The sequence below is a fragment of the Pseudoalteromonas sp. S2721 genome, assembly GCF_005887425.1.
GTDB lineage: Bacteria > Pseudomonadota > Gammaproteobacteria > Enterobacterales > Alteromonadaceae > Pseudoalteromonas > Pseudoalteromonas simplex.
Genome location: NZ_PNCZ01000016.1, coordinates 21,949 through 37,372 on the forward strand (window position 1 = coordinate 21,949; position 15,424 = coordinate 37,372).

The window sequence follows — 15,424 nt, forward strand, 5'->3', positions numbered from 1 at the left end:
TAAGCTGCCCCGTTATTTTTGTTTATTTCGAAATTGAGCAATTGCAGCGCTGATTGCTGCAATATGTGCCTGTGGCACACCCTGTTGAGGTTGAATTTTTGCTGTACGCGTAGGTTCTGCAATTGCAGGATCATCAAATCGACCCACTACCTTTGACATTAAAGTGACTGCTGAAATCAAAATAGTCAGAAAAACAAACACGCCTACCATGCCTGTCACCATCAAACTGGCCGCAGTGGTGAGTAATCCACCTATATCCATACGACTCCCCTCGCTTACTTAAAATAAAAAGTTATTTTTGTTAAATAATTATGCACCAATAATAACAAACAAAATTCATTTGTATAGCACCATTGTAAATTGGTAAAACCAATTAAATTTAAAATAACATGACGTACATATAATTAACACCCCACTATTTATGCATTTAAAGCCCCGCTATAGATGATATAAATAATCAATATAGCCAGTCGTTATATGCTGAACTATTAATTAATAGCAACAAAATGGCTAAAAACCACACACAACAAGGTGTTAGAGGTAGCCAACCCAAATAAAGTTAAATTGGTCTTACCATTTATTGGTGCATTATCTCTTTTTCTCATGCATCTCAATATGAAAAAATATCACTATGAATAAGTTACATGCTTACTCGTAAAAGTTACCAAATGATGAGCTATCTAAAGAACAACAAAAACACACAACCCATTGAAATATATAAAATAAAAGTTCTGGCATAAAACTCGCTTCAGTTACATCGAACTTAAGAAAATTTAAATAGCCAAGGAGACCACTATGTTACGCTGGACAATTACTTTTCTAGTTATCGCGTTAATCGCAGCAGTGTTAGGTTTTGGCGGTATCGCAGGAGCCGCTGCAGGCATCGCTAAGATTATCTTTTTTATATTTTTAGTATTACTTGTTATTTCGCTGGTATCAGGAGCACTTAGAGGCAACGTCCCTAAGTAGTTAAAAGCAGATAACCACTTACTTTATTTTTAAATTTACAAGGAATTTCATTATGAAAAATTCAACTTTAAAAGCCGCAACTATCGCCCTATTTTCAGGTCTTTTCATCATGGGTTGTGAAGACAACTCTGCTGAAGACGCAGGTGAGCGTATTGACGAAGCAATTACTGATACACAAAATGCAGTTGAAGATGCATGTGAAGAAGTAAAAGAAGGTGTTAACGCAGAAGAAACTAACTGCTAATAGCACACCTTACTTAAGAAAAGCGGCCAAGTGCCGCTTTTTTGTTTTTTAAATGATGCATGAGATCTGAGATAATCGTAGGAATGGTTTTAACCGTGAACTTTTGGCTATAGCGTGAGTTTTTTCGGCGTTAAAACGCCTCCTACAAGTCTTAACTTGGGTTTAAAGTCTGATGACTTTATAAACCACCGCGCGAAATAAATTTCACGCCTACGTGAGCCTCAAACTCGATAACTTTACTCTTTCCTCTAGAAATTCGCTAACTTGTTGGGTTTTAATCTGATAGCTGACGGCTCTGAGTGCGTCTCCGTTCTACCCAACGTTATTACTCACATACCTTAGTGAGGGGCTCGTTTGTCGTTATACTTGCTATATGCCATTGGCCGTCGATAAAACTTACTTTTGCGACATCGCTTACAGCAAAATCTCCGGGGACATTTAAACGCGTTAAGTTACTCGCTAACTGCTGCTGGCAATATGGGCCGGTATCGCCATGCATTACAAGCACAGGCTTCTTAGTGTGCTTTGCAAAGTCGCTGATGGCATCTCGGTATAGTTTAAATGCATCACATTTAGAGCGCTGCGATTCACTACAGGCGGGTTTACTGCTTGGGTGGTAAATATCAGCCTGAAAGCCAAACACATAGGCCTTAGCATCTTGTTGAACAAGTGCTTGTTTTAACCAAATTAAGTTGTACTTATCACGTTTGTCAGCGGCATCAAGTGCTGCGTTTTTGTCACTTTTTAAAATTTGCGAGCGGCCATTAAAAGTGCCCGGTATATGCAAAGTACGAAACTCAATACCATCAAACTGCCAACGGGCATTCTCTAGCATTTCAGCTTGTGTGGCATAACCCTGTAGTTGCTGTGCTTTTTGTGTATAAGCATCGTCGAACATTAGGCCTTTAACAAAGCTTAGGCGCTCAAGCTCATCAAAACGCACCGATAGCTTCTCTCGGTCACAATCGGTCCATTCATTATCACCGGGGGTATAAATAAAAGGCTGTTTGGTCAACGACGTCAATAACGCTTTATTTGTTTGCAAAAGCTTGTTCGTGCAAGCAAGTGCTCCCGATTTCATATCACCAAGGTGCATTAAAAAGCCATGGGGTGTTGCTGCGATTGCTTTAGTAATTTTTCCATCTTTGGCGAGATTAATTTCATCAATCGGGGTGTATGGCATATCGCCCATAACTAAAAAAGTATTTGTGGTCATTGCAAGTGCTAATGACATTGAGCTAACAAACATACAACTTACACCTAAAAAATACAGATACCTTAAGCTCTCATAATGACAACTAAATGAAAACCAACTGCGGCAGTTTTTTTCTATCAATGTTAAACTGCTGCCAGTCGATTAATTGAGTCCCCAAATGACATTAAGTACAACTTACACACTAGATAAACCGTATTATTACGAATGCTTTGATGAGTCTTTGCCTTATTCATCTCAAGCCAAGCCTAAATACCCGCTGTTGATATTGTTAATAACCTTAGGCTTATTGGCGTTTTATCAATTAGAGAATCATTACCTTGGTAGCTTTATGATTATGCTTGCCGTCGTTGAGTGCTTATCGTTTTATTACAAGCGCCCATGGTGGGTCGCAAGACAAATGATGAGCCGTGCATCAGGCAGCGAAGTGACTATCGTATTTGATGATAATGGGGTGAAAGCCGAAAACCCGCATAAAAGCTACCAATTAAGCTGGCAACAGATTAGTGAGATTATTGAAACTGAGCGAGGTTATATTTTAAAGGCACAGCGCGGTATGCAATATATTTCTAAACAAGCGCTAAATGATGAAATGACAGCCGAACTAAATAAAAGAGCCACTCAGTGAGTGGCTCTTAAAATATCTGTCGCTGATTAAACGTTGCCCGGATTTGGGTTAGATTTCTCTGCTTGAATTCGCATGTAGATTTCTTCACGATGTACTGATACATCTTTCGGTGCGTTTACACCAATGCGAACTTGATTTCCTTTAACACCAAGAACAGTAACTGTTACTTCGTCACCGATCATTAGGGTTTCACCTACTCTACGAGTTAGTATTAGCATTCTCTTGCTCCCATGTTCCAAAAAATTAAAAGATTCCGCGTCAAAAACATTCTAATGAAATCTAGACTTAAAAGTAAGTAAAAACTCTAGATCTTATTCATTTTCGGTTAAAAAAACTTTGTGTAGCGCACGTACAGCCAGTTCTAAATACTTTTCGTCAATTAAAACTGATATCTTTATTTCTGATGTCGATACAAGCATCACTTTGATGTTTTCATCGGCAAGGGCATTAAAAAATAAACTTGCCACACCAGAGTGAGATTTCATCCCTACACCTACTGCAGACACCTTGGCAACATTGCTGATCCCTTTAATAGATTCTGCGCTGATACCATCTTGGTTACTGGTCAAAATTTCAAGGGCTTGCTCAAAATCATTCGTGTGCACAGTAAAAGCATAGTCTATTTTTTCAAAGTTATGATTAACTTGATTAATCATATCTATTTCGATGCCAAATTCTGCAAAAAGTTTCAAAATTTTTGCAAGGTTTTCCGTTCCTTGGTGTACGCCATTGACGTAAATCAAGCTTTCGTCACGATTAAAGGCGATACCCGACACAATGTTTGCTTGCACATCCGGCTCCTCAAAACTGATCAAGGTCCCTTGATCCGGGTTAAAACTCGATAACACTCTGAGCGGTATATTATATTTTCCTGCCGCTTCGACACTACGAATATGCAGTACCTTAGCCCCAAGACTGGCCATTTCGAGCATTTCTTCGAAGGTGACATGGCTCATACGTCGCGCATTAGGCTCAATACGTGGGTCGGTGGTGTATACCCCATCAACATCGGTGTAAATTTGACATTCATCGGCATTAATAGCGCCTGCAATCTCAACCGCAGAGGTATCAGTACCACCGCGACCAAGCGTGGTGATATTGCCTTCAATATCGCGGCCCTGAAAGCCCGCTATTATAGCAATCCGGTTATGTTCAAGTTCATGCTTTAGACGAGTCGCCGCAATCTCTTCAATCCGCGCTTTACCAAACATGTTATCGGTGCGAATGTTGACCTGATCAGCAAGTAAGCTTACCGCTGAGTGACCACGTTTAATAATAGCCATAGCGAGTAAAGAGACCGACACTTGCTCACCGGTGGTTAGCAATACATCAAGCTCACGAGCACTGGGTCTAGAATCGATTTGTTTAGCGAGTTCAATCAGACGGTTAGTTTCTCCCGACATCGCCGAGAGCACCACCACAACTTGATGGCCTTGTTGCTTGGTTTTTACAACAAGGTCGGCGACGGCCTCAATTCGCTCTATTGAGCCAACTGAGGTGCCACCGAATTTTTGGACGATAAGTGCCACTAGTGATTAAGAACGCTCAGTTAACCAAGCAGTTACACTTTCTAAGGCTGCAGCAAGGTTCTCTGGCTGAGTACCACCTGCTTGCGCCATATCAGGACGACCACCGCCCTTACCGCCTACTTGTGCAGCCATGTGATTTACAAGTTCACCGGCTTTCACTTTACCTGTTAAGTCTTTAGTTACACCGGCAATTAGGCTTACTTTGTCGCCATTAGCAACACCAAGGGCAATAACACCTGAGCCAATCTTCGTTTTCAGGTCATCAACCATGCCACGTAGTGCTTTAGACTCAGTACCTGCAACATCTGCAACCAGTAGTTTAATACCGTTCACTTCAACAACAGAGTCAAGTAACGATGCACCTGCCGCACTTGCTAGCTTGTCGTTAAGCTGTGCAATTTGCTTCTCAAGGCCTTTTGATTTCTCTAGTAACGCAGTTACTTTTTCAAGTACTGTGCTGCTATCACCTTTTACTAGTGCTGCAACATCGTTTAACTGTTGTTCTTGCTCACTTACATAAGCAACCGCTTCAGCACCCGTTACCGCTTCAATACGGCGGATACCGGCAGCGATACCGCTTTCTGATACGATTTTAAATAAACCGATATCACCTGCGCGCTTAACGTGAGTACCACCACATAGCTCGATTGAGTAATCACCAATGGTTACTACGCGCACTTCGTCATCGTATTTTTCACCGAATAATGCCATCGCACCTTTTGATTTAGCATCTTCGATAGCCATTAGCTCAGTTTCAAGCGCAAAGTTACGACGGATTTCATCGTTTACTGCGCGCTCGATTTGACGTAATTCGTCTTTTGTTACCGCTTCAAAGTGAGAGAAGTCAAAACGTAAACGTTCAGGGTCAACTAGTGAGCCTTTTTGACTTACGTGCTCACCTAAAATTTGGCGTAATGTTTCATGCAAGATATGCGTTGCAGTGTGGTTTTTCTTGATGCTATCGCGACGTGCTGCATCAATGGTTGCCTCTGCTTTATCGTTTGTACCAATACGACCTTGTACACGACCATGGTGTGCAAATGCATTACCAAGTTTCGTGGTGTTAGTCACTACAAACTCACCACCAGCTACTTTTAACACACCCGTGTCACCAACCTGACCACCTGATTCAGCGTAGAACGGTGTACGGTCTAAGATTGCGATACCTTCTTGACCATCTTCAAGTACAGAAACCGATTGACCTTCAGAGAAAAGTTCAACCACAGTACCTGTGTAATGTTCTGCATCGTAACCTTTAAAGTCTGTGTGTTTTTCAGACTTAAGTTGTTGGTTGTAATCAGCACCAAACTTACCCGCTTGCTGTGCTTGCTTACGCTGAACAGCCATACACTCTTGGAAGCCGTGCTCATCAATCGTCATGAAACGCTCACGCGCCACGTCTGCCGTTAAGTCAGCTGGGAAACCGTAAGTATCGTAAAGTTTGAATACTAAGTCACCTGGGATCACATCGCCTTCGATATCAGTTAGGCTTTCTTCTAAAATAGCCAGACCACGCTCAAGTGTTTTACCAAACTGCTCTTCTTCAATACGCAGTACTTTTTCAATAATTTCCTGTTGCTTAGCAAGCTCTGGGTACGCTTGACCCATTTGCTCAATTAGCGCAGCAACTAGCTTGTAGAAGAATGCCCCTTTCGCGCCTAGCTTGTTACCGTGACGAACAGCACGACGAATGATACGACGTAATACATAACCACGGCCTTCGTTTGACGGCATAACGCCGTCAGACACTAAGAACGCACACGAACGAATGTGGTCAGCCACAACGCGTAACGATTTATCATCTAAATCTTGTGCGTTTGTTACTTTGGCCGCAGCTGCAATAAGAGCTTGGAATAAATCGATTTCGTAGTTTGAGTGCACGCCTTGTAAAATTGCAGAAATACGCTCAAGACCCATACCTGTATCAACAGACTGCTTAGGAAGCGGCTCCATTGTACCGTCGGCATGGCGGTTATACTGCATAAATACTAGGTTCCAGATCTCGATGAAACGGTCACCGTCTTCTTCAGGTGAACCTGGAGGACCACCCCAAATTTCTTCACCGTGATCGTAAAAGATTTCAGAGCATGGACCACAAGGACCTGTATCACCCATTGACCAGAAGTTATCGCTAGTTGCAATGCGAATAATACGGTCTTCACTTAGACCCACTTCTTTATGCCAAATGTTGAAGGCTTCTTCATCATCGTGATAAATAGTAACAAGGAGCTTTTCTTGCGGTAGTTTTACAACGTCAGTTAAAAACTCCCAAGCAAATTTGATTGCGTCTTGCTTGAAGTAATCACCAAAGCTAAAGTTACCTAGCATTTCAAAGAATGTATGGTGACGTGCAGTGTAGCCTACGTTTTCAAGGTCGTTATGTTTACCACCTGCGCGTACACAACGTTGAGAGCTGGTTGCACGTGAATAAGGGCGGCTTTCCGCACCTAAAAATACATCTTTAAATTGCACCATACCGGCGTTATTGAATAATAACGTGGCATCGTTACCCGGGATCAGCGAGCTTGAAGGAACAATTTGGTGTTGTTTAGAGGCAAAAAAGTCTAAGAACTGTTGCCTGATCTGTGCGGTAGTCATATGCTGCATGTGAAAATCTCACCCGTTTATTGCTGTGCTTGCATTGCAAAATCAATTTGTTCGTAATTAAAGCCTCGATACATCAAGTAGCGTACACGTTTCGCTCTTTCTTTCTGGTCGAGTTCTTTACCTGAATTTGAAAACTTCTTTAAATATGCGTCCTTTGCGAGTTCGAACCAATCGACTTCGAACTCCTCGAGCGTCTTGTCTAGTAGTGCTCGATCTATCCCTTTTGCCATTGCTTCGCTCTGAATGCGTTTTACACCATGATACTTAGCTAAATGGCGGCGTACAAACCCTTCGCAATAGCGCTGTTCGTTAATAAAGTTGTGTGATTCACACCAATCTAACAAGCGCTCTGTGAACTCGGGCGTCGCCTCTTTTTGCTGTAACTTTCGCGTTAAATCCCGACGCGAATAATCTTGTCGGGACAATAACCAAAGTACGTAATTCTTTAACTTTTGTTCTTTATCATCCATTACGCGTCAAAGCGTCCTGATTGTGACTGTGCTTCATGTGCTTTTGTTTGGTCATCACCTTTTGGCACAACTGGCATAAAAATGGCCTGAAAAGACACGAAGAAGCTAATGTAACAAATTGGCATTAAAACCAATAGTGGAATAAACGATAAAGGAATACAGATCACCATTAAAACAGCGCAAATTAGGCCATAAACACCAAGTGGCGCCATATTATGGTAAAACACCATGAATGAGGTTTTTAAAACCTGAAACATATTGCTTTGCTTTTGAAAATAAACCAAAGGCACTGCATAGGCAAAAGCAGTTAAATACACACAGATCGCCAATAGAAATACCGCAACTTGCCCCATTGAAATGGTTGCTAATAAATCGGCAATATGTGTTTGGTTTTGTGGGTCGAAAGTTTGACTCGAAATAACTGTGTAGGCATCTGCAAAAATGAAATTAGACAGTAAGGCTAATAAAATACCTGCCGCCATCTGATACACAGCCACACGCACTAAACCTATACGGTTTCCTTTATTACTAAATGGCTTAAAAATATCAGCTTGGCTGATAGTCCCGCCTTGCTGCTTTGTTAACACAGCTTGATAAAAACCCGCCATCAAAAATGGCGTCACAAACGCACCAACAACTTGCAGTAAAGGTAGCAGCAATGCCAAAAAGCTAATTATCACGATTAGCAGATGCATTAAAATAAAAGTCAAAGGTTGCAGCTTAAAGATTTCCCACCCAGCTTTAAACCATTTAACGCCCGCATCAGCTTTAAAAATACGTACTTCGATCGACATAGTTTCTCATTCAATAACGACAAAACGCACCGAGTATAACTGGGTGCGCCGCTTGTTTATAGTCACCTGTTGTGAAATTTACTCAGGCTTTTTAATTTTTTTAATATCAAGCATGTGCGAGCCATGTTTGATTTTCGTTTCAAGGTAAGCTCGGTTACCTACCACACCCGCTTTAATGTGCGCATGAGTGCCAACCACTGAATCAACTTCAATACCCGCATCACGCAGTGCTTTGAGCTTATTTGGGTTGTTAGTCATTAACTTAACATGCTTTTGATTTAATGCTTCGAGCATTAATACCGCGTCTGAAAAATCACGTAAATCATCAGCAAAACCCAAATGGTTATTTGCTTCATAAGTATTCATACCTTGCGACTGTAATACGTAAGCATCAATCTTATTGTATAAGCCAATACCACGGCCTTCTTGGCGTAAATACAGTAAAATACCACCTTGCTGGTGCATCATCTCGATACACTCATTTAATTGCTCACCACAATCACAACGTGAAGAGTGAAATACATCGCCCGTTAAACACTCTGAATGCATTCGAATTAAAGGAACATCTTGCTCTGTGTCGGCTTGATTAAACACTAAAGCGACATGTTCTTGGCCATCATTTAAGCCACTAAAAGATACGATTTCTGCAGGGATATCACTGTTTTTGCCAACATTCAGCTGGACTCTTGCTCTTACTTGCGCCACGACAAATCCAAATTAAAAAATAAATGCGATACTGCAAATGTGATTACAACAGCTTGAGGTTGTAAGGATGCAACATACGACGAGTGATAACTAATATTGAGGCAGTTACCAGCAATTCAAGTATTATACACTCAAACCACCCCAAGATACGAGCTTTGCGCCTCGCTTTAGTGGCGCTCATCAAACACTTGAAAACTCGCCGTCATACAGCTACCTAATTGAATTGTAATGCGTTTTAAAAAATCACATTCAAAATATTCGAAAAAATAGATTAGTTTAATCTCGATAAACAGTCAGACCTTGTTCAAATTGTTAATAAAAACATACTATGTATCTTAATATTCAACAGTGACACAGCGAGTGTAACTTGCTACCTTGCACCTAATGATGATAATGATTATCATCAACTAGTATTAATTCCCTTCTCTATCTCAGGGCAAAATAATAAGGAATATTATGAAAAAGAGCTCGCTTGCCTTATGCATGGCACTTTTATTTAGCCAGCAAAGCATGGCTAATGAAATGACCACACAAGAGTTTAACGACACCTACCGCGCTTATGTCGCCGCTGTAAAAAATCAGCAAGACAGTAGTGAGCTTGCAAAAAAAGCGTTTGAACTAGGCAAAAAAGTTTATGGCGAAAGCGCCGACAACACAGCGAACCTTGCTATTAACTATGCAAACAGCCTAGATAAAAGCGAGCAAGAGCAACGCTTTGAGTTATATCGTACAGCCTACGAAATACTAGAACAAAATCACGGTAAACTCAGTGCACAAGTGTATGACTCATTAATCGGCATGGCAGAATCAACACCTTCAGCTAAGCGTGCAGATACGTATTTAGATGATGTCATTGCTATTGCTGAAAAACAAAACTCCGCCAAGCTTGTTGCAGATGCAAAAATGACCGCCGCTCGTATCCTTGCATATAAAGGCACTGGTGAGCGCTATTACACAGCAAAGAAATATCTTGAAGAAGCCGATGATTACTATCAAGAGAATTTACCCAATAACGCTGTCGATCGTATTAGCGCTGACTTTTTAGTTGCCGCATTTGCAGAAAATCAACGTAAATACAGCACCGCCATTGAGCGTTTAAATCACGTGGTAAGCGTATTTGATCAAGAGCTAGACTTTGATCATCAAACCGAATTAAACGCCCATTCAAAGCTAGTTCACTTATACGAAAAAACAGGTAAAAGCGACGAAGCAACTAAACATTGCTTAGCGATTGCGAAAATGGTGCCGTGGAAAGAAAGCCAAGAACAAGAGCCGTTATATCGCGTACATCCTAAATATCCAAAATCAAAAGTTCAACGTATGGAAGATGGCAGTGTCGTAATGGAGTTTGAAGTAACCCCGTCAGGCTTTGTAGACAACATTACTGTGGTTGGCTCTGAGGGTGGCTCTGCATTTGAAAGAGAAGCTGTTAAAGCAGTAAAACAGTGGCGTTATGCCCCTAAGTTTGAAAATGGGCAAGCTATTGCTGCGACTTCTCGGGTGCAATTAGATTTTAAAATCAACAACTAAATAACAGGGTCGCAGTGCGACCCTATCATATCTTGTTAAGTAGTTTATCTGCTGCGTTCTCAATTAAATCGAGTACTTTTTCGAAGCCTTGATCGCCACCATAGTAGGGATCAGGGATCTCGCTTTCCCCTGCGTCACCATGACTTAAAAATAGCGACAGCTTATATTGTAAGTGCTCTGGACACTGGGCTTTTAAATCAGCAAGATTTTGCTTGTCGGCTGCGAGGATTAAATCAAACTCATAAAAATCAGCTTGAGTCACAGGTCGCGAATAAATTCCTTTAAAACTATAGCCGCGCTTTTCGGCTGCTGCTTTTGAGCGAGGATCTGGTGGATTACCTTGGTGATAACCAATGGTGCCAGCAGAATCAACTTTGACATTAATACCTAATGACTTTGCTCGACTACGAAGCACCGCCTCAGCTGTGGGTGAGCGACAAATATTGCCCAAGCAAACAATCAAAATCTTCTTCATTAAAATGAACCACCTTTATTATTTGCTTCAAAAAATTGCTTAAAACTCATAACTCAAGTTGATACCACCATCAACACGTTTATTATCATCGTTTGAGGCTTCACCGTACCCTAATTCAAACCTCAATCGCCAACCGTCTTGGTTTAAGCCACTGAAATTATAGCTGTAACTAAGCCCAATACCATTAGTGGTTTCTTCATCAAACGCTTCAGCGAGAGCACAACCAATTGCGTTGGCAAATGCTGCTGTAAGTTCATCGCTATTTTGAGATTCATCGCACTGAGTATCTACTTCTCTGTTTCCTAATGCGCCAACCAGCAAGCCGATTGCATGTTTATTATTATCACTTATAGCTTGCTCAAAACCCACAGAAAAACCATCATCAAGGCCTATCTTATAATTGCCATACCAACGCTGGCTTAAGTCAGCACTTGCAACAGATACTTCAGGTATTACAAAGTACGGATAGCCACCACCAATCGAAAAACTAATATCATTAGCGCTAGCAAAAGTGGGGCCTAGTAGCAGCAACGAGACAACTGTATGTGTTATTTTTTTCATTGTTCACAATCTTTAAAATTTTGACGCAACAAAAAATAAAGCAAAATAGGTACAAAGACAACTTTTTAGTATTGATTTAGTATCTTTTCGTCATACTTATCAACATCTAAAGTTAAATTGTACCGCTGCGCAACACTATCAAGCTCAGCCTGTTTAATTGCCAACTCATCCATGGTAATAGTGTTGTCATCAAGCTGCCATAACAAACGTGACCCCGCATAACTGTATTGAATTGCTAATAAAGCATCGGCATTGCCCTCACGCCCTGCTGCTTTTAACTTTGGCATTTTACGGGTGATTTTATTCAGCGCTTTTTTAAGCTCCCACACATAGACAATTTCAGTCATGTAATCATGATTGCGGTACTTATTAAGCACAAAGCCCACCAGCAAACTACACACAACAACACCTAATAGGTTCCAATGAAAATGGCTACCGCTTGGATCAGGAAATAACGCAATTAATGTTTGTGAAATGGCTAAACTGCCAACGGCTAAAGCAATTACACAAGCAATAATTACTTGGTTTAAATGTTTACGGTAACGGGCTTTATCTATTTGAATAAGTTTCATAACAACCTAAAAAACTTGTGAAAAATAAAAAGTGAAAAAAATTTCACCCCTTTTTTATTTGCCAGCCGTTTTAGCTATGAAAGCAATTATCCAAAGAGGAACGGCTATGCATACTTTACCACTAAACTCAGCAAGCTTGAATAACAGCAATGCTGCTTTAAAGACAACCGCAGCAATTATTGGTGGTGGTGTCATGACCTTTGCAGCATTTGCATTTATGCAGTACTTAATTTCTGCTGAGCAAAGAGCCGATGTAAAAACAGGCCCAGACATCACGGTTGAAATTTATGAAGTACCGGAAGACTCAAAAGTGCAAGTAAAGCAAACACTGCCGCCACCGCCAGTTGCTAAAATGCCACCAAAAGTGCCACCGCGGCCAACCATTGATACGACCGAAACAGTTGTGGTAGCTGATTTAACACCAACAATGACATTCGATAACATTGGCGACACACTGAGCAAAACTATTAATCAACCAACAGGAGATGCAACGCCAATTGTGCGTATTAACCCTAAGTACCCTCCGGTAGCAGCTCGCGACGGCATTGAAGGTTGGGTGCAAATTAGCTTTAGTATTTCACCGACTGGTGAAGTGATTGATCCTGTTATTATTGATGCTGAGCCAAAACGGGTATTTGACCGTGAAGCAATTCGCGCCATTAAACGTTGGAAATATCGCCCTAAAGTTGTTGAAGGTGTGGCACAATTGCAAACAAACCAAAGCGTTCAACTTGATTTTAAAATAGATGGATAACTGCCTATGCTAATGAGCATCAAGACATGGTTATTTGACAAGCCAAACACAGATTGTTTGGCGCAGTATGCCAAAACGGGCGACAACCGTTACCTTAACCAACTCGTTGCTCAATACGGGAACGATCTTTATCACTATCTAGTTACACAAAGTGATAAAGATCTTGCCCTTGATATATGCCAGCAAACCTGGTTAAAAGTTATTGATAAACGCGACTTTTACAATGATCAGAACAACCCAAAAGCGTGGCTTTTTCGCTTAGCTCGTAATTTATTAATTGATGAATTTCGTAAGCAGCAAAAGTTCGTTGAATTAGAAGATAACCAACTATTTTCTGAATCTCAGGATGCAAGTTATCACTACGACTATGAAGCCTTTGATAAAGCACTTATGGCGCTTAGCTTTGTACAACGTGAAGCGCTGACCTTACAGCAAGAAGGCTTTAGTCTCGATGATATTGTAGCTATCACACAAAGTAACCCAGAGACCATTAAAACTCGGCTGCGATATGCCCGTCAAAACCTGAAACAACAACTAGGAGGCCTCCATGAAGCGTAACGACGAGCAACTCGATACTGATTTAAAAGCACATTTTCAAAAACGTAAGGCAGAGCACAGCTTAAGCAGCGACGAGCTTTCACATATGCAAAAGCCACAGTCGGCAACGCCAAGACCACAGCGCTTTTTAGGCCTGCAAATGACCGGAGTTTTTGCTGCTTTAGCGATTCTTGGCTTTGTCATGCTGCAATATAACAACCGCGAGTTAACCGATGTTTATGCAGTAGATTTATCAAACTATCAATGGCTTGAGGTACACGAGCTCGACGCCAAAGGCAGCTATGTGAGTAATCTTAAACAACAAAAACAAAACCTAGATGCGAACTACCAACAAGCATTAGCCAATCACCAAGCCCGTACCAGCTTCACCGGCCGTCTCGTCAGTGTTGATAACGACTGGTATATCGCCGACTGCGAGCAAAATGTCATAGTACAAATTAAACAATCACTCCTAGAAGAGCTACAAAAACACGGCACCCTAGATACTCATATTCACCAAGGTGACCTACTCGCCCTAGACCAAAACAAACAAGGGCAAATCATCGCACTCAAACAGCTAACCCATGAGGCGGAAAATTGTACGAGTTAGCGAGCTCGTAGGTTGGGTAGAGCGTAGCGAAACCCAACACACTCAGAGCAGTCAGATTTAAAAAAGTTAGCGAGCTACAAGGGGAAAGAGTAAAGGAGTACCGTAGGCGTGAAATTTATTTCGCGCGATGGCCGCAATCCATACTCTTGTAGGTCGGGCTTTAGCCCGCCACGTATGATTGATAAAACATGTTTCGCCATAAATGACGACCTACGTGACGTTGGTTAGAACGGAGTGAAAACCAACACACTCAGAGCTTTCAGCTATCAGATTTAAAACAACCTAGCGAGTTACAAGAGTAAAGTCGCAAGTTTTTAGGTAGCAGCTGGTTTACCCCGCGTAGTTAGTTTTCAGATGTCAGATCATTCTTCTGACATCTGATACCTAATATCAATATCAATTTCACTCCCCTACCTTCGGCAACATGCTTTTACTAATCACTTCAAATGTATCTAAGTCTACCAGCATAGAGTAAACTTCATCGTTGTTGATAAATACAACGAATAAATTGCCTTCAGCGTTGAGGTTAGACTCTACAATGCGGTTGTAACCTGAAATAACTTCGCTGTAGTTTGAGCCATCAATCTTGCTTAGCGCGAAGGTGCGCTTATCTTTGCCATCGAGCAGTTTGTCGTTGTTGGTATCGTTTTTGATAACTTCGTAAGAAACGGCCTTAGGAGCATTGGCTTTTTGCTCATTGTAAACTCGAGTATCAAACTCTTCGTAATGGCTTAAAGCACCAAACTCTATGATCAACTGATCCGTTGTTTTAAATAGCCACTTGGCGTGATTGGTTTTGTCATTTAGAAACAAGATGTTCTTTGAGCGCGTAGGTCTGTATTTATAACCACCGCTAAAATTATTGTAAACTGTTACGTCAGCTTTCACCTCGATATCCAGTTTTTCTGATTCCAAAGGGATAAAGTAAAAATCACTCCCCTCGACCTTACGCGGGTAACCCAGTTTCCACTTTTCTTGCTGCTTTTCATCTTCAGCTAAGTTTAGTGTTTGTTGCTGAACATGGTTATCGGACTTTAGTAAGTAAGCAACAAAGTTATACCCTATTGCTGCTGCTCCAATAATTAAGCCCATAAGTAAAATTAGGCCGTTAACATTCCACACCCATTTAAAAAACTTTTCTGACTTCATACGACTTGTTAAATCCTTTTAAGAATAAGAACTTGCTAAGCTAGCAGATTTAAAACAAGTTAGCGAGTTACAAGGGG

Annotated in this window: 19 protein-coding genes; 7 read left to right on the top strand and 12 right to left on the bottom strand. The window is 41.2% G+C overall.

The features are described from left to right. Window positions 1–12 precede the first annotated feature (12 nt). On the bottom strand, window positions 13–261 hold the full coding sequence (locus CWC02_RS08050) for an OadG family protein (RefSeq protein WP_054551285.1): 249 nt from the start codon (window positions 259–261) through the stop codon (window positions 13–15). Window positions 262–795: 534 nt separating this feature from the next. Here CWC02_RS08050 and CWC02_RS08055 point away from each other — a divergent pair. After that, entirely contained in the window at window positions 796–969 is a 174-nt protein-coding gene (locus CWC02_RS08055) for a DUF1328 domain-containing protein (protein ID WP_064485886.1), read from the top strand. A 52-nt stretch (window positions 970–1,021) separates the two neighbouring features. Continuing rightward, the gene (locus CWC02_RS08060; protein WP_054551284.1) at window positions 1,022–1,213 is read left to right on the top strand and encodes a hypothetical protein; all 192 of its coding nucleotides are present in this window, start codon (window positions 1,022–1,024) and stop codon (window positions 1,211–1,213) included. Between the two features lie 325 nt (window positions 1,214–1,538). On the opposite strand, the gene CWC02_RS08065 is transcribed toward CWC02_RS08060, so the two are convergent. Then, window positions 1,539–2,462, bottom strand: coding sequence for a hypothetical protein (locus CWC02_RS08065; RefSeq protein ID WP_138617527.1), 924 nt, complete (start codon window positions 2,460–2,462; stop codon window positions 1,539–1,541). A gap of 124 nt (window positions 2,463–2,586) precedes the next feature. Between CWC02_RS08065 and CWC02_RS08070 the strand changes: the two genes are divergently transcribed. Then, window positions 2,587–3,054: a YcxB family protein gene (locus tag CWC02_RS08070; RefSeq protein ID WP_138617529.1), complete on the top strand. Its 468-nt coding sequence runs from the start codon at window positions 2,587–2,589 to the stop codon at window positions 3,052–3,054. Window positions 3,055–3,080: 26 nt separating this feature from the next. On the opposite strand, the gene csrA is transcribed toward CWC02_RS08070, so the two are convergent. The 6 genes from csrA to CWC02_RS08100 all read right to left on the bottom strand — a co-directional run bounded on the left by csrA (window position 3,081) and on the right by CWC02_RS08100 (window position 9,159). Further along, window positions 3,081–3,272 (bottom strand): carbon storage regulator CsrA, encoded by a 192-nt coding sequence (gene csrA / locus CWC02_RS08075; protein ID WP_036970495.1) that lies wholly within the window; start codon window positions 3,270–3,272, stop codon window positions 3,081–3,083. Between the two features lie 93 nt (window positions 3,273–3,365). Beyond that, window positions 3,366–4,583, bottom strand: coding sequence for an aspartate kinase (locus CWC02_RS08080; protein WP_054551281.1), 1,218 nt, complete (start codon window positions 4,581–4,583; stop codon window positions 3,366–3,368). A 6-nt stretch (window positions 4,584–4,589) separates the two neighbouring features. Next, window positions 4,590–7,190, bottom strand: coding sequence for an alanine--tRNA ligase (alaS, locus tag CWC02_RS08085; RefSeq protein ID WP_138617531.1), 2,601 nt, complete (start codon window positions 7,188–7,190; stop codon window positions 4,590–4,592). Window positions 7,191–7,207: 17 nt separating this feature from the next. Continuing rightward, window positions 7,208–7,660: a regulatory protein RecX gene (locus tag CWC02_RS08090; RefSeq protein ID WP_054551279.1), complete on the bottom strand. Its 453-nt coding sequence runs from the start codon at window positions 7,658–7,660 to the stop codon at window positions 7,208–7,210. Next, entirely contained in the window at window positions 7,660–8,454 is a 795-nt protein-coding gene (locus tag CWC02_RS08095) for a BPSS1780 family membrane protein (protein WP_138617533.1), read from the bottom strand. Before CWC02_RS08095 ends, CWC02_RS08090 begins: the two co-directional genes overlap by 1 nt. Before the next feature lie 78 nt (window positions 8,455–8,532). Continuing rightward, window positions 8,533–9,159, bottom strand: a complete 627-nt coding sequence (locus CWC02_RS08100) for a GTP cyclohydrolase II (protein ID WP_054551277.1) — start codon at window positions 9,157–9,159, stop codon at window positions 8,533–8,535. Between the two features lie 456 nt (window positions 9,160–9,615). Here CWC02_RS08100 and CWC02_RS08105 point away from each other — a divergent pair, with 456 nt between their 5' ends. Then, window positions 9,616–10,689, top strand: a complete 1,074-nt coding sequence (locus CWC02_RS08105; protein ID WP_138617535.1) for an energy transducer TonB — start codon at window positions 9,616–9,618, stop codon at window positions 10,687–10,689. 25 nt (window positions 10,690–10,714) lie between these two features. On the opposite strand, the gene CWC02_RS08110 is transcribed toward CWC02_RS08105, so the two are convergent. From CWC02_RS08110 to CWC02_RS08120, 3 genes are all read right to left on the bottom strand, one after another. Next, window positions 10,715–11,164, bottom strand: a complete 450-nt coding sequence (locus CWC02_RS08110; RefSeq protein WP_138601887.1) for a low molecular weight protein-tyrosine-phosphatase — start codon at window positions 11,162–11,164, stop codon at window positions 10,715–10,717. Window positions 11,165–11,203: 39 nt separating this feature from the next. Then, window positions 11,204–11,725, bottom strand: a complete 522-nt coding sequence (locus tag CWC02_RS08115; protein ID WP_138617537.1) for a hypothetical protein — start codon at window positions 11,723–11,725, stop codon at window positions 11,204–11,206. A gap of 65 nt (window positions 11,726–11,790) precedes the next feature. Further along, on the bottom strand, window positions 11,791–12,297 hold the full coding sequence (locus CWC02_RS08120) for a DUF3087 domain-containing protein (protein ID WP_138617539.1): 507 nt from the start codon (window positions 12,295–12,297) through the stop codon (window positions 11,791–11,793). A gap of 106 nt (window positions 12,298–12,403) precedes the next feature. Here CWC02_RS08120 and CWC02_RS08125 point away from each other — a divergent pair, with 106 nt between their 5' ends. Genes CWC02_RS08125 through CWC02_RS08135 form a run of 3 tightly spaced genes read left to right on the top strand, consistent with a single transcriptional unit; the run spans window position 12,404 to window position 14,198 of the window. Next, complete coding sequence (locus tag CWC02_RS08125; RefSeq protein WP_054551272.1) at window positions 12,404–13,051, top strand: energy transducer TonB; 648 nt, start codon at window positions 12,404–12,406, stop codon at window positions 13,049–13,051. A gap of 6 nt (window positions 13,052–13,057) precedes the next feature. Beyond that, window positions 13,058–13,609 carry an RNA polymerase sigma factor gene (locus CWC02_RS08130; RefSeq protein WP_138617541.1) on the top strand — a complete coding sequence of 184 codons (552 nt, stop codon included), beginning with the start codon at window positions 13,058–13,060 and terminating at the stop codon, window positions 13,607–13,609. Then, entirely contained in the window at window positions 13,599–14,198 is a 600-nt protein-coding gene (locus tag CWC02_RS08135; RefSeq protein ID WP_138617543.1) for a hypothetical protein, read from the top strand. Before CWC02_RS08130 ends, CWC02_RS08135 begins: the two co-directional genes overlap by 11 nt. A gap of 402 nt (window positions 14,199–14,600) precedes the next feature. Here the strand turns inward: CWC02_RS08135 and CWC02_RS08140 are convergent, their stop codons facing one another. Next, window positions 14,601–15,347, bottom strand: coding sequence for a hypothetical protein (locus CWC02_RS08140; protein ID WP_138601875.1), 747 nt, complete (start codon window positions 15,345–15,347; stop codon window positions 14,601–14,603). Between the last annotated feature and the right edge of the window lie 77 nt (window positions 15,348–15,424).

Coding starts and splice junctions, on each gene's coding strand:
- CWC02_RS08125 (WP_054551272.1), top strand. CDS start 12,404: ATGCATACTTTACCACTAAACTCAGCAAGCTTGAATAACAGCAATGCT.
- CWC02_RS08090 (WP_054551279.1), bottom strand. CDS start 7,660: ATGGATGATAAAGAACAAAAGTTAAAGAATTACGTACTTTGGTTATTG.
- CWC02_RS08135 (WP_138617543.1), top strand. CDS start 13,599: ATGAAGCGTAACGACGAGCAACTCGATACTGATTTAAAAGCACATTTT.
- CWC02_RS08060 (WP_054551284.1), top strand. CDS start 1,022: ATGAAAAATTCAACTTTAAAAGCCGCAACTATCGCCCTATTTTCAGGT.
- CWC02_RS08140 (WP_138601875.1), bottom strand. CDS start 15,347: ATGAAGTCAGAAAAGTTTTTTAAATGGGTGTGGAATGTTAACGGCCTA.
- alaS (WP_138617531.1), bottom strand. CDS start 7,190: ATGCAGCATATGACTACCGCACAGATCAGGCAACAGTTCTTAGACTTT.
- csrA (WP_036970495.1), bottom strand. CDS start 3,272: ATGCTAATACTAACTCGTAGAGTAGGTGAAACCCTAATGATCGGTGAC.
- CWC02_RS08115 (WP_138617537.1), bottom strand. CDS start 11,725: ATGAAAAAAATAACACATACAGTTGTCTCGTTGCTGCTACTAGGCCCC.
- CWC02_RS08070 (WP_138617529.1), top strand. CDS start 2,587: ATGACATTAAGTACAACTTACACACTAGATAAACCGTATTATTACGAA.
- CWC02_RS08130 (WP_138617541.1), top strand. CDS start 13,058: ATGCTAATGAGCATCAAGACATGGTTATTTGACAAGCCAAACACAGAT.
- CWC02_RS08095 (WP_138617533.1), bottom strand. CDS start 8,454: ATGTCGATCGAAGTACGTATTTTTAAAGCTGATGCGGGCGTTAAATGG.
- CWC02_RS08120 (WP_138617539.1), bottom strand. CDS start 12,297: ATGAAACTTATTCAAATAGATAAAGCCCGTTACCGTAAACATTTAAAC.
- CWC02_RS08055 (WP_064485886.1), top strand. CDS start 796: ATGTTACGCTGGACAATTACTTTTCTAGTTATCGCGTTAATCGCAGCA.
- CWC02_RS08110 (WP_138601887.1), bottom strand. CDS start 11,164: ATGAAGAAGATTTTGATTGTTTGCTTGGGCAATATTTGTCGCTCACCC.
- CWC02_RS08105 (WP_138617535.1), top strand. CDS start 9,616: ATGAAAAAGAGCTCGCTTGCCTTATGCATGGCACTTTTATTTAGCCAG.
- CWC02_RS08065 (WP_138617527.1), bottom strand. CDS start 2,462: ATGTTTGTTAGCTCAATGTCATTAGCACTTGCAATGACCACAAATACT.
- CWC02_RS08050 (WP_054551285.1), bottom strand. CDS start 261: ATGGATATAGGTGGATTACTCACCACTGCGGCCAGTTTGATGGTGACA.